Below are 13,077 nucleotides of genomic sequence, written 5' to 3'. Positions count from 1 at the left end.
TAATCATGTCAGTATTTATTTTGTTTGCGACTTTCGCACTACTCGTTATTGCCTCTGTGCCCATTGCTATCTCATTGGGTATGGCAACGCTACTCACCATTATTTCAACCGGCACCTTAAGCGTTGATTTTCTTGTGAGTACCTTAATCACCTCTGTCGATTCTTTCCCAATTATGGCAGTACCATTTTTCATCCTAGCGGGTGACATCATGGGCAGCGGCGGTATCTCGCAACGTTTGGTGAACTTTGCTAACTCATTAGTGAAAAACATCACGGGTGGCTTCGCGATTGCTTCAATCATTACATGTATGTTCTTCGCTGCTATCTCAGGCTCAGGCCCAGCTACAGTAGCAGCGGTTGGCGGCATCATGATTCCAGCGATGATCAAGTACGGCTACGACAAGGGCTTTGCAACCGCGGTTGTCACAGCGGCAGGTGCGATTGGTGTCATGATTCCACCAAGCATCCCAATGGTGATGTATGGCGTATCTGCAGGCGTATCAATTGGCGACTTATTCATTGCAGGCATCATCCCAGGCATCTTGGTATCGCTTTGTTTGATGGCTTGGGCATACATCTACTCTAAGAAAAAAGGCTACAAAGGTTCAGACGAACCGTTTAGCTGGAAAGAGGTGTGGGCTCAATTTAAACACGCTCAACTCGCACTGCTTATCCCAGTAATCATTCTTGGTGGTATCTACGGCGGTATTTTCACCCCAACAGAAGCAAGTGTAGTAGCGGTGGTTTATGGCCTTATTGTGAGCCTATTCGCCTACAAAGAAATTACCTTTACAGACTTACCAAAAATCTTCACTAAATCGGTGATTACTTCCGTGATTGTGTTGTTGATTGTGGGTACTGCGACTGCTTTTGGTAAGTACTTAGCACTTGAGCAAATTCCAACACAAATTGCTAACGCGATGCTTGAGTTCTCTGATAGCAAGGTGATCTTCATTATCTTGATGGTAGCACTACTGCTGGTTGTCGGCTGTTTCATGGAAACCGTTGCGGCAATCATTATTCTGACGCCAATCTTGGTTCCAGTGGCCATGCTATTCGGTTTCAACCCAGTACACACCGGCATCATCATGGTGGTGACATTGGCTATCGGGTTTATCACTCCTCCTCTGGGTCTAAACTTATTTGTTGGCTCGAGCGTTTCAGGGGTCTCTGTTGAGAAACTTTCTAAAGCCATTATCCCGTTCTTCCTAGCCATGATGTTCGCGTTAACGCTGATTGTATTTATTCCTCAGATATCTCTGATTCTGATTTAAGTAAGGTATTTATTGTGAAAATTATTGATGTCATTCCACACGCAATCTCAGTTCCACTAGAGACGCCATTTTACTTCGCACAAGGCTGGGTTCATAACCGTAGCTCAATGATCATCGAAATCGTTACTGATGAAGGGATTGTTGGTTTTGGTGAAGCTCTGTGTCACGGCCTACAGAGCCCACACATTGCGGCGGCATTTATTGAACATACCTTTAAGCCGCTACTGCTCGGACGCAGCCCGTTCGACGTGGAAGTGCTTTGGGAAGAGATGTATAACGTGACTCGCCCATATGGTCAAGGTGGTTCTGCGGTGAACGCAATCAGCGGTGTTGATATTGCACTGTGGGATGTCATTGGTAAGGCTCTCAATAAACCAATTCACTCACTGATCGGCGGTGCTTTCCGCAAGGAAGTCACCCCGTACGCAACTGGCTTCTATCGTGTCGCAGGCTCGAAATATCCAGAAGCAGCTATTGAGGAAGCACATCGCTATGTCGAAGGTGGCTTTGAAGCGTTCAAACTCAAAATTGGATTTGGCGTAGATGAAGACATCGCCTTCATTCGTTCAATTCGTGAAGCCGTTGGTAATGATGTGAAGATCATGGCTGATGCTAATGGGGCGTACAACGCGGCAGCAGCACGTCGCATCATCAAAGAAACAGAAGAGTTCAACCTGTACTTCTTGGAGGAGCTGTTAGCTCCAGAAGACATTGCTGGCTATCAAGAAATCAAGAACCTTTCTAAAACTTATATCGCCGCAGGTGAGCAACTGTTCGGGAAAATGGGCTACCGCCCTTGGCTTGAACAGAGAGCGTTAGACGTGATTCAACCTGATCTATGTTCTTCAGGAGGTATCACGGAATGTAAGAAGATTGCAGCAATGGCACAAGCAAACCACACCATGATGATTCCACACGTGTGGGGTTCTGGTATTGGTATTGCGGCCTCTTTGCAGTTTATTGCTTCACTTCCAAGTTCACCACTATCACTCAACCCTATCGAGCCCATGCTTGAGTTTGACCAGTCTTCACACCCATTCCGCAAAGATCTCATTTGCGATGGCATCAAGATGGAAAACGGCAAGGTACAAATCTCTACCAAACCGGGCATCGGTGTCGATGTGAATACCGACATCATCAAGCAATACAAGGTTAACTAAATAAACAGAGTTAGCTAGACCCAAACGTTAACGGTTCGACAAAGTAAACCGATAAAAAGTACATCAACTAAACCTAAAACTGCGCGCCTTAGGGCGCGTCTGTGAGCTGTAATTATGAATCAAAAAAACAAAATCAGTTGGCTAATTCTGGATTGGGGAACGACAAACTTTCGTGCCTTTGCCATGGATGAACAAGGACAGGTCGTTGATAAAACAGAACGCAAAATGGGGCTACTTCAGGTTGAAGATGGTGCCTTTGCAACCGAGCTTGAATCATTACTGAGTGAGTGGCTCGGCGAATACCAACACTTTCCAATTTATATGGCAGGTATGGTTGGTTCTGCACAAGGTTGGGTCAACGTCCCTTATGTTTCCACGCCAACTAATGTGGAGTCCTTGGCTCAAAACACCCATCAATTCGACCTCCCTTGGGGTGCAACAGCCACCATCATTCCGGGTGTCAGCCATTGTGATGAGCATGGCCACTACGACGTCATGCGTGGTGAAGAGGTTCAGTTGTTTGGACTTCTTGAGTTAGCAGGTAAACCGACGCTTGAAGCAGCCTTTCCGGGCACTCACAGCAAACACGCAAATATTGAGGCGGGTAAGTTAGTCTCGTTTTCAACCTACATGACTGGCGAACTTTTTTCTGCACTGTCGACACAGACAATCCTAGGGCGTGGCTTACCTAAACAAGTCAGCTCTAATGCTGCTTTTGTTAAAGGGGTAGAGGAAAGCTCGAACCCGTCAATCACTAATCAACTCTTCAAAGCCAGAACGCATCGTCTATTCGGCAATCTAGAAGAGAGTGAGGTGTTTGATTACTTATCAGGGCTGTTAATCGGCAACGAAGTACGAGAACTGCATCAAGAGAGCATCTACTTGGTGGGCGGAAAAGCCTTATCAGAACGCTATGACCAAGCCTGTCGTCAGCTAAATAAAACAACCGAATACGTGAATGGCGATAACACTTTCATCGCTGGAATGTTAAAAATTAAAGAGGCAATGAATAATGACAAATAAAGACTTTAACCTAAGTGATCACTTACCACTCGTTGCCATTATCCGTGGTGTAGAACCGGCAGATTGTATTCGTGTGACGCAAACTTTGATTGAGGAAGGCTTCTCAATGATTGAAGTGCCATTGAACTCACCAGATGCATTGACCAGCATTAAAATGCTAGTCGAACATTTCGGTGATCAATACTTAATTGGCGCGGGTACCGTTACCACACCAGAAAAAGCACAAGCTGTGATTGAGACGGGTGCAAACTTAGTCGTAACACCGAACTTCAACGAACAGGTCGTGAAAATGTCAGCGGCTGCAGGTTGCGTCAGCTTCCCTGGTGTTGTTACGCCAACAGAGGCGTTCGCTGCGCTTGCTGCTGGTGCGACGGGGTTAAAACTATTCCCAGTTTCAGTGCTTGGCCTTGATGGCTTTAAAGCGTTGAATTCCGTGCTGCCTCCCGAAGCAATCTGCTTACCTGTAGGAGGAATCAACCCTGCCATCGAGAGCATGAAACCATACTTAGACATCGGTGCGAAAGGCTTTGGTTTAGGGGCGTCACTTTACAAGCCTGGCTTATCTGACGACGAGATTCGCGCCAATGCAAAGGCATTCAATACTGCCTTCAAAGCTTCTGTAGCTTAAGTAAGCTCGCCCAAAAAGTAAGCAGAACCAACAATACGGCTCATATTTGTCTATGTGATTTTGGTATCAAGTCATACAGAACAATATGAGTCGTATTTCTTTTACTAAGACACTAGCTCGCCGCTTGCTCCCAATCAGTCAGTAACTTCATGATTACGCGAGAGTCTTGATGAGTTGCCATTGGCGCAGCAAGTTGTGTGTCACCTCGCTCAACCGCTTGGCGAACATTACGCACTTGATAATGGAAACCATCGCCTTGCGCTTCGACTTTCACTTCACGTTTCGATGTTTCGTAGATCTCAACCGTGAATGTGTTGTCTTCGGTCGGCAGCCATGGATTGGTGTCGAGCGTGATGCAACCTTTGCTACCTAGAATCGTGAAGCCATGCTTTAAGCCGTGGTCTTCCGCGGTGTGGATTTGCGCGGTAAAACGCTCGTTGAAACGCATCATTGCCGATGATTCACAAATATTGCCATCTTGGCCTCGTCGACCTATTGCTGAAATCTGCACATCATTGAACACGCTCTCGCCAAATTGCTGCTGCGCAACAGAATGAATCAGCGACATTGGGTAACAACCTAAGTTGTACAACGCGCCTTTGCTCGCAGGGTTAACGAACTGGTCAATCGCAGCAACGTATGAACCCTGAATTGAGCGCACTTCGCCAATCTCACCTGTCGCTAATTCTTGATGAAGCTTAGCGATAAGCGGGTGATTTAGATACATCAAACCTTCTGCGAAGAACACGCCAGATGCTTTTACCGCTCGCAGAGCTTGCTCGGTTTTTTCCATATCAACCGATAACGATTTTTCACACAGGATCGCTTTGCCTTTTTGAGCCGCTTTAATCACGTATTCGTGGTGAACGTGATTTGGTAGAGCGATGTAGATAATGTCGACTGACTCATCTTCAATCAGAGCTTCATAGCTGTTGAAGGTTCGTGTTGGTTGATACTGCTCAGCAAACTCATTGAGTGTTTTTTCTGTGCGCCCTGCGACGGCATACAGTTCACTTTGAGCATCGCCTTTGATCGCATCCGCCATTACGCCTGAGATAAAGCTGGTTCCTAGGATTCCCCATTTCATGGCTTAGATCTCCTTCTTATGAGTTTCAAATGCTTGTACTAATTCCGTTATATCACGCTCAATAAACGCTTGAGTATGAGGCATCACAAAATGCTGATTGATCGCTTCACGGTTTGCGTATTGCTCAAGCAAAATCACACGATCGCTTTGGTTTTGATCATAAGTTGCAATCGCTTGTAAGCAGCCCGGCTCACTCTTCATATCTAGGCAAAACTGTTCGATGGCTTCAATCGCAGCCTCACGATCAATATTGGTTTTAATCTTAAGTTCGGCAGTGACAAAGATGGTTTCATTCGTTTGAGGCATTTCACGCTCTTATTTTAGTTAATTATCGGTTTGCCATTAATATAATTAACCCCTAATAATTGATAAACTCACCTTTTGTTTATTATTTATCAACCGAGAGTGTTCAATGGATAAGTTAACCAGCATGAAAGTCTTCATTTACGTGGTAGAGCAAGGCAGCTTTCGCAGTGCCGCCAACCACTTCAACTTGTCGGCAACCATGATCAGTAAACATGTCCATCATCTTGAATCGAGCCTCAACTCTCAACTGATTCATCGCACCACGCGTAAGCAGTCTTTAACCGATTCAGGTCAGCTTTATTATCGAGAATGTAAACGAATTCTCGAAGACATCAGCAATGCTGAAAACCTAATTCAAACCTTGGAAAACCAACCACAAGGGACGGTAAAGATAAACTGCCCGGTCACCTATGGGAACAAGGTGCTTGCCCCGATTGTGGCTAAGTTCCTCGCGCATCACCCAACGATTAATGTCGAACTCGTGCTGAACAACGACCTTGTCGATCCTTATTCATCCGATATTGATTTGATCGTGCGAATCGGTGACCTGTCTGACTCCAGTTTAGTCGCCAGATACTTAGGGGATTATGAGATGTGTTACTGCGCGGCTCCTGAGTACCTTAACCAACATGCTGAGATCTGCGTGTTAGAAGATCTCGCACAACACCCATCACTTGGCTTCAGCTATAGCAGTCGTCGTGATGTGAATGGTCGTGATACTCAACTACGTAATAATCAAAACAGTGAGTCGCAACTCCTAGCCCCTCAGAACCACCAAGCAACACTTAACGCGGGGAATAAAGGGCAAGTACGTTTGATGTCAAACAATGGGGATGTGTTGCGATATGCAGCCCTGCAAGGCGTAGGCGTGTTGTTACAGCCGACTATCTTAGTTACAGAAGAAATTGAGCGTGGAATGCTATTGGAGATCTTGCCCGGCATGGCACCGTTACCTAAACCGATCCACTTGTTGTACAAAACTAAGCAACTGTCATTGAAGAACCGAACCTTTGTCGAATTCTTGTTAGCTACTCTTTCTGAGTAACTAAGCGCTGACGAATTAGTAAAGAGGCTTCTAAGTAACGAAGAGTTTTTTTAACAACAAAGCCGCTAGACTGTTTGCCAATGGCTCATTAAGCGCTTGCCAAGATCAGAGGGCGTGGTGTTATGGACGATCATTTCATCACATTGGTTAAACACCATGAAGTGCTTTAGTTCTTCGCATAAAGCGTAAATCAATGACTCATGAGTTTTAACTCTGTCTTCAACAACCAAGTTACGAATATTGAGTAAACGGGTCTTCCTATCGACCTTACAATCCATTCGTGCCACCAGCCCACCTTGCCAGAGAATCGGTAAGCTAAAATAACCAAACTGGCGCTTAGCTTCTGGAACATAGCACTCAAGAAGGTAATCAAAGTTGAACAATGATTGCATTCGCTTACGTTGAATCAGCAAGTTATCAAATGGCGAGAGTATCTTTAACTTGGTTCTAGAAAGAGGTTGATTCAACAGCTCAAAAGCATCCGGCAACACATAATAATCCGAGCCTTGAATATCCACTTTCATCAACTGCTTATCTTCAAGCATCCGCTGGAGTGTTGTCTGAATCAGAGGTTTTGTGTTCTTGAGTAGATAGCTCATTTCCGACGCTATTCCCACACCATTAGCTTCTAAATAACGCGTAATTAGATGCTCGATGTACTCTTGTTCCGTTGGTTCTGAGGTATCAATACCACTCGGCAAAACTCGTTCGGTTAGGTCATACACCTTATGGAAGTTCACTCGGCTCGGCACCATTAAGTCACCTTGCATAAACAAAGTCTCTAGTGCCTGTTTGGCAGGTTTACCGCCCCATCCGCCGGGGTTTGGTCTATCCCCTTCAAAGTCTTTCGCCATTAATGGCCCTTCGCTCTCAATACGTTTGAGAACATGCGCCATCAGTGCGTCGTCTTTTTTATACCAATGCTTAAGCTTACCGCTCGCAAAGCCATTCTTGCGATGCAGGCTGAATCGGTAGTCACGCATGGGTAAATACGCGGCGGCATGCGACCAATACTCAAACACTTCTCGACGATCTAACAACTTATCAAGATGATTCAGTTGGTAGTCTTGATTACGATTCCACAGCGTATGATGGTGAGCTCGCTGAATCACAGAGATAGTATCAATTTGCACATACCCAAGGTTTTCAATCGCAGACAGCGTGTTCGCCAAAGCGCCGCCATTGCGTTGCTTCTTTGGGGACAGCTTCTTAGGCGGCAGCTTTTGCGAAAGCAATACAATTTTTTGCGCTTGAGCGAGTGACAATGATTCCATGTAATTCAGACTCTAATTGATACCAATAATTGGCTTATGATTCAGCAATAAGTTCTTGAAGAATTTGCTTGTACGTTTCGACCGTCTGCGCACCCGTCACTGCACTCTTTCGGTTGAATACCACGGTAGGAACCGCTGAGATTCCCATGCGTTGCCATTCAAACTCTTGCGCTTCAATTTGCTTCAAGTTATCGATGTTCTTTAGGCACTTCAGTGCCTTCGTTGAGTCTAAGCCAACCACTTCAAGTTCTTGCGCGATAACCTCAAGATCAGACAGATCTTTCTGCTCTGAAAAGTGCGCCGTGAAAAAGCGTAGCTTTAACTCAGTCTGTTTACCGTGCGCTAGAGCAAAATCAAGCAGCACATGTAGGTGACGTGAATTCACCATTCTCATGCTGTCATAGAAATTGAAATCGAATCCAACAGCTTTGCCACGAGCTACCAGTTGCTCACGTGAGCGTTGGCTTTCTTCTGCACTTGAACCGTATTTTCTCATGATGTGGTCACGCAGGTTTTCGCCTTCTTGCGACATATCCGGATTCAACTCAAACGGCTGCCATTCAAGTTCAATCTGTTGTTCTAAGCCGAGTTCTGAAACGGCTTGCTCTAGATTTTTGTAACCGACCACGCACCACGGGCACATTACGTCAGAAATAATATCAAGTTGAAGTTTCTTGCTCATCGTCATTCCAAATGTCGTTGATAAGGCGCATCCAATACAACTGAATACCCGTCTTTCTAATCAGACTACAACAAGATGAACACTCGTTCAAATTTAACTCGATGCACCAGTAGCCAACAAAAAAGCCAACTCATCTTCACGAGTTGGCTTTGATAAAAATCGGATTGAGCTTAACCGCGTTACGCTAGCAGTTTCTCAAGCACTTGAAACACACCTGCATCGACGTTACTTGGCGCACCAAAACGAGCGATCTCTTTTAACTTAGGGTGTGCGTTTTCCATTGCGTAAGAGTGGTAGCTCTCTTTAAGCATTTCCAAGTCATTGAGGTAGTCACCAAAACTCATGGTCTGCTCGTAAGTGAAGCCTAATGTGTTTTGTAGGTGCTTAATCGCCGCACCTTTTGACGCTTCAGCGTTCATCACATCTAACCAAATTTTTGCACTTACCACCACTTGGTAGTTCTCACCGAATTTGGCATCAATAGTTGGGTTCACTTTCTCTTGTGAACCGTCAAAGTGACAGATAGCTACCTTGATGAAATCGTCTTCTACCGCCAGTAAGTCTTCTACTTGCTCACGGCGATGGTAGTACTTAGAGATTTCCGCTAAAGCACGCTCATCTTTGGTTTCGATGTATGCTGACTTCTTACCACATAACACCACATGTGCGCCTTCAATAGCACGCGCTTCTTTGATGATATCTTTGATGGCATCGGTATCAAGCAAGCAGCTGTAGAGTTCTTGGCCTTTGTGCATGACCAACGTGCCGTTTTCAGCAACGAACATCATGCGATCTTTTAGCGGAGCAAACGTCTCCATCAGACTGTAATACTGACGACCCGATGCCGCAGCAAAGATGATGTCTTGAGCTTCTAGTCGTTCGTAAAGATTGAAAAATTCAGGGTCTAACTTTCCGTGCTCATTAAGCAGAGTGCCGTCCATATCAGCAGCGATAAATTTGATGTTCTGTTGTGGCATTTCAGGGCTTACCTATAAGTAAAGATTAAAGTGTAAATTATGATTTTTCGTTATCTTGTGTAACGGTACTGCGCTCGATTATATCGCTAGAGTAGCCAGTGAATGCAATGCTTTTCGGTCGATTTCTTCGTTTAAATCTAAGATCTTGTTTATGCGTAATAAGGGGGCGAAAACAGATAAGAAAGCGAGCATCAGCTTAACTAAAACGACTGATTTAATATGCCAATTTAGGCCGACTTTTAAATTTCGCGTTGACCAATAAAAGAAATAGGCTTACCATTAATCGTCTTTTAACGATTATGGAAAGCGAAACATCAATATGAACGAAACTTGCTCTACAACTGGTGGCTGTGCTCTGCCAATCGGACATGGTGATGCCGAAGCTGAAAAGCAAATGGCAACTCTAGCGAAAGCGCTCGCTCACCCGGCAAGAGTTCGTATATTGAGTATCCTTTCAACGTTAGAAAAATCGGGCGGCTGTTTGAACAGTGACTTGGTGAGTGAATTAGGTTTGGCTCAATCAACAGTATCAGAGCACCTAAGAGTCTTGAAAACCTCAGGCTTCATCACTGCTGAATCGATACCACCGAAGATGTGCTATCGCATTAACCGAGATAATATTCAGCAATTTGAATCGCTTATCGACACCATTTTAAAATAGATTAACCACGCTTAGTTTGTCGAACACAATAAACTAAGCGTATTTTTTGCCTTTAAATATCGTTTTTCGACGATTAACGATAACAACCAAAGAGATAATATAATGAAACCAAAATTAGGTTTTCTCGATCGCTACTTAACGCTGTGGATCTTCATCGCCATGGGCATTGGTGTACTGCTTGGCACCTTGTTTCCACAAATCGAACAGTGGAACGAATCAATGTCTGTTGGCACAACCAACATTCCACTGGCAATTGGCCTTATCTTAATGATGTACCCACCTCTGGCTAAGGTTAACTACAACCTGCTAGGCACCGTGGTAAAAGATAAGAAAGCGATCAAACTATCTTTGATCATGAACTGGCTTGTCGGCCCAATTCTGATGTTTGTGTTGGCGCTAACATTCTTAGGTGACCACCCTGGTTACATGGTCGGTGTGATTCTGATTGGTCTTGCTCGTTGTGTGGCAATGGTTCTGGTTTGGAACGACATCGGCGGTGGTAACAAAGAATACGGTGCGGCATTAGTTGCTCTAAACAGTGCATTCCAAGTGGTGAGCTACAGCTTTATGGCGTGGCTATTCATCAGCGTTCTTCCACCAGTATTTGGTTACGAAGGCATGATGGTTGATATCTCAATGATCGATATTGCACACAGTGTTCTTATCTACCTAGGTATACCATTCCTAGCGGGCTTCTTAAGCCGTAAGATCCTAGTGTCGATGAAAGGCGAGCAGTGGTACAACGATGTGTTCATTCCACGTATCTCACCAATCACACTGATTGCTCTACTGGCGACTATCGTGCTGATGTTCAGCCTAAAAGGCGAGATGATTGTTGAACTGCCAATGGACGTATTGTTGATTGCTGTTCCACTGACTATCTACTTCACAGCGATGTTCTTCATCAGCTTCTTCATTGGCAAGAAGATGGGCATTGAGTACGACAAGAACGCATCAATCGCATTCACAGCGACAGGCAACAACTTCGAGCTAGCGATTGCCGTTGCTATCTCAGTATTCGGTATCAATTCAGACCAAGCGTTTGCAGGCGTTATCGGTCCACTGATTGAAGTGCCAGTATTGATTTACCTAGTGAACGTTGCGCTTAAGATGAAAGACAAGTACTACAACGGCCTAACAGTGAAACCTACGAGCTAGAAAATCGTGTATCGCTTTAAACAGAAAGGCTCACAAATTACTTTGTGAGCCTTTTCTTTATTCTAGTTCATCCAATTTAAGTCTCATCCAGCTTATGTTTCGTCTAATAGGCCTTTCAATGCTTGTTCAAGCCATAGCAATGCAGGACCTTTCGAGCGTGTTTTGGATAAAACCAGATCAACCGGAGGTGACCACGTTTTGTGGTCAAATGAAACGTTCACCTCTATCAAACGCTGTTTACTCAGCTCTTCTTCAACAAGGTGTTTAGGTAAGTACGCCCAGCCGACATCACTGCCAAGGATCATTTCTTTGATGACGATAAAGCTGTTTGACCACCATACCTTACCGGCGATCAGCGGAAACTGATCCATCATCTTACCTTTATCGCCCCTTAGCATGAGCTGACGATGTGGCAACAAATCAGACAATTTCGCGACACCTGTTTTGGCTAGCTTGTGGCTTGGGTGACACACAGCAACAAACGGCAAATGCCCAATAAAGCAAGGTTCAGAACCTACATCAAAAGCCAAGTTGGTGAACATCAAACCAAGGTCTGCCTTCTCTTCAACTACAAAGGGATTCACTTCGGTGGTGGTACAAGCGATCAACTCAACCTCTGTCGCAGGGAAATGTTGGCTGAATTCACTTAGGATTCTAGATAGATTAGGGACCAACAAGGAATCGTCTAATGCGATTTTAATAAGCCCTTCTTCGCCAGTTCCTATCGCACTAACGGAAGCATTGAGATCTTCAACCTGAAGGACGATTGCTTTCACTTGTTTAAACAGTTGCTCCCCTTCTTTCGTCAGCGAAGGTTTGCGAGTCGAACGATCAAATAACTCTACATTGAAATCTATTTCAAGATTGCTGATGCCTTGGCTTACCGCCGACTGCACTTTACCCAAATGACGAGCACTGGCAGAAAATGACCCTAATTCAACGGCATACACAAACATTTTAAGCTGTTCAATGTTATACATTCGGCTTCTTCCAAAACTTACCATCACCAAATGTGATAGTAACTATCTTTATAATATCACCTAAGAAGATATTATCTAGCCAAGTCATTAGCCCATTGAGGCTAGAAAAACATAAAGAGAGTAAATAGATGTCACATAAAGAACGCATGTTGCACATGGTACTATTTGAATTGGTAGCTTTGGTTTTGATGGCAGGGCTTGCAACCTATATTACAGGAAATGGCGCAGGTGAAATGGCGGGTTTAGCACTCGCTATGTCGCTGATAGCAATGGGTTGGAACTATGTCTATAACTACGGCTATGACAAAATCTTCGGAGCCGACCGCAGTAAGCGAACCAAGAAAATACGTATTCTGCATGGGTTAGGTTTTGAACTTGGGTTGATGACAGTGACTTTGCCTGTCTTGATGTGGGTTCTACAACTCGACTTCCTAACCGTACTGATCATGGACATCGGCCTAGTTATTTTCTTCGTACTTTACGCGATTGCGTTCAACTGGGCGTATGACTCGGTTCGAGATCAATTGGTTGCGAAAGGGAAAGTGGCCGCTTTGGTTTAGAGCGGTAAGTTCGTCTCGTATAACAAGAACATACACCCAAATTAAACTGCCAAACGACACCGTAGTTGGCAGTTTATTTATTCATTTATGCATATAAGCTCATTTGTTAACGCCCCTGTTACATAGCAAAAACATCACACAGCCCTCCCTAATTAAGTCTAATAATCCGCCACTCACGAAGTAGCATCACAAATCCAAACATAAACTCCTCGTACCAGTTGCGCATTCATTTACATATAGGTAGTTTGAGCGGCTTCGCAAC

Annotated in this window: 14 protein-coding genes; 8 read left to right on the top strand and 6 right to left on the bottom strand. The window is 44.6% G+C overall.

The window, feature by feature from the left end:
• Positions 1-5 precede the first annotated feature (5 nt).
• From BCV39_RS18040 to BCV39_RS18025, 4 genes are all read left to right on the top strand, one after another.
• Positions 6-1,274, top strand: a complete 1,269-nt coding sequence (locus BCV39_RS18040) for a TRAP transporter large permease (RefSeq protein WP_102431557.1) — start codon at positions 6-8, stop codon at positions 1,272-1,274.
• A 14-nt stretch (positions 1,275-1,288) separates the two neighbouring features.
• Positions 1,289-2,434, top strand: coding sequence for a mandelate racemase/muconate lactonizing enzyme family protein (locus BCV39_RS18035; RefSeq protein WP_057623539.1), 1,146 nt, complete (start codon positions 1,289-1,291; stop codon positions 2,432-2,434).
• 114 nt (positions 2,435-2,548) lie between these two features.
• Positions 2,549-3,457, top strand: a complete 909-nt coding sequence (locus tag BCV39_RS18030; RefSeq protein WP_102431556.1) for a 2-dehydro-3-deoxygalactonokinase — start codon at positions 2,549-2,551, stop codon at positions 3,455-3,457.
• The gene (locus BCV39_RS18025) at positions 3,447-4,085 is read left to right on the top strand and encodes a 2-dehydro-3-deoxy-6-phosphogalactonate aldolase (protein WP_102431555.1); all 639 of its coding nucleotides are present in this window, start codon (positions 3,447-3,449) and stop codon (positions 4,083-4,085) included. The genes BCV39_RS18030 and BCV39_RS18025 overlap by 11 nt, the downstream gene beginning before the upstream one ends.
• Before the next feature lie 112 nt (positions 4,086-4,197).
• Here the strand turns inward: BCV39_RS18025 and BCV39_RS18020 are convergent, their stop codons facing one another.
• Both BCV39_RS18020 and BCV39_RS18015 read right to left on the bottom strand, forming a co-directional pair.
• Positions 4,198-5,172 carry a Gfo/Idh/MocA family oxidoreductase gene (locus tag BCV39_RS18020; protein WP_102431554.1) on the bottom strand — a complete coding sequence of 325 codons (975 nt, stop codon included), beginning with the start codon at positions 5,170-5,172 and terminating at the stop codon, positions 4,198-4,200.
• 3 nt (positions 5,173-5,175) lie between these two features.
• Entirely contained in the window at positions 5,176-5,478 is a 303-nt protein-coding gene (locus BCV39_RS18015; RefSeq protein WP_102382778.1) for an antibiotic biosynthesis monooxygenase, read from the bottom strand.
• Positions 5,479-5,584: 106 nt separating this feature from the next.
• Between BCV39_RS18015 and BCV39_RS18010 the strand changes: the two genes are divergently transcribed.
• The gene (locus BCV39_RS18010) at positions 5,585-6,523 is read left to right on the top strand and encodes a LysR substrate-binding domain-containing protein (RefSeq protein ID WP_099167042.1); all 939 of its coding nucleotides are present in this window, start codon (positions 5,585-5,587) and stop codon (positions 6,521-6,523) included.
• A gap of 65 nt (positions 6,524-6,588) precedes the next feature.
• Here the strand turns inward: BCV39_RS18010 and BCV39_RS18005 are convergent, their stop codons facing one another.
• From BCV39_RS18005 to BCV39_RS17995, 3 genes are all read right to left on the bottom strand, one after another.
• On the bottom strand, positions 6,589-7,797 hold the full coding sequence (locus BCV39_RS18005) for a crosslink repair DNA glycosylase YcaQ family protein (RefSeq protein WP_102431553.1): 1,209 nt from the start codon (positions 7,795-7,797) through the stop codon (positions 6,589-6,591).
• A gap of 34 nt (positions 7,798-7,831) precedes the next feature.
• The gene (locus BCV39_RS18000; protein WP_102431552.1) at positions 7,832-8,479 is read right to left on the bottom strand and encodes a DsbA family oxidoreductase; all 648 of its coding nucleotides are present in this window, start codon (positions 8,477-8,479) and stop codon (positions 7,832-7,834) included.
• A 179-nt stretch (positions 8,480-8,658) separates the two neighbouring features.
• The gene (locus tag BCV39_RS17995; protein ID WP_102431551.1) at positions 8,659-9,456 is read right to left on the bottom strand and encodes a Cof-type HAD-IIB family hydrolase; all 798 of its coding nucleotides are present in this window, start codon (positions 9,454-9,456) and stop codon (positions 8,659-8,661) included.
• 319 nt (positions 9,457-9,775) lie between these two features.
• On the opposite strand from BCV39_RS17995, the gene BCV39_RS17990 reads away from it, so the two are divergent.
• The gene (locus tag BCV39_RS17990) at positions 9,776-10,117 is read left to right on the top strand and encodes a winged helix-turn-helix domain-containing protein (protein ID WP_102431550.1); all 342 of its coding nucleotides are present in this window, start codon (positions 9,776-9,778) and stop codon (positions 10,115-10,117) included.
• 102 nt (positions 10,118-10,219) lie between these two features.
• On the top strand, positions 10,220-11,275 hold the full coding sequence (gene arsB, locus BCV39_RS17985; protein ID WP_102431549.1) for an ACR3 family arsenite efflux transporter: 1,056 nt from the start codon (positions 10,220-10,222) through the stop codon (positions 11,273-11,275).
• A 92-nt stretch (positions 11,276-11,367) separates the two neighbouring features.
• Here arsB and BCV39_RS17980 read toward each other — a convergent pair whose 3' ends face one another.
• Positions 11,368-12,255, bottom strand: a complete 888-nt coding sequence (locus BCV39_RS17980; protein ID WP_102431548.1) for a LysR family transcriptional regulator — start codon at positions 12,253-12,255, stop codon at positions 11,368-11,370.
• 128 nt (positions 12,256-12,383) lie between these two features.
• Here BCV39_RS17980 and BCV39_RS17975 point away from each other — a divergent pair, with 128 nt between their 5' ends.
• Complete coding sequence (locus BCV39_RS17975) at positions 12,384-12,815, top strand: PACE efflux transporter (protein ID WP_102431547.1); 432 nt, start codon at positions 12,384-12,386, stop codon at positions 12,813-12,815.
• Positions 12,816-13,077: the final 262 nt, after the last annotated feature.

It is taken from the genome of Vibrio sp. 10N.286.55.E10 (assembly GCF_002872555.1).
Classification (GTDB): domain Bacteria; phylum Pseudomonadota; class Gammaproteobacteria; order Enterobacterales; family Vibrionaceae; genus Vibrio; species Vibrio crassostreae.
Note: the sequence above shows the minus strand (reverse complement) of the source record. Positions and strands in the feature narration are given on the sequence as shown.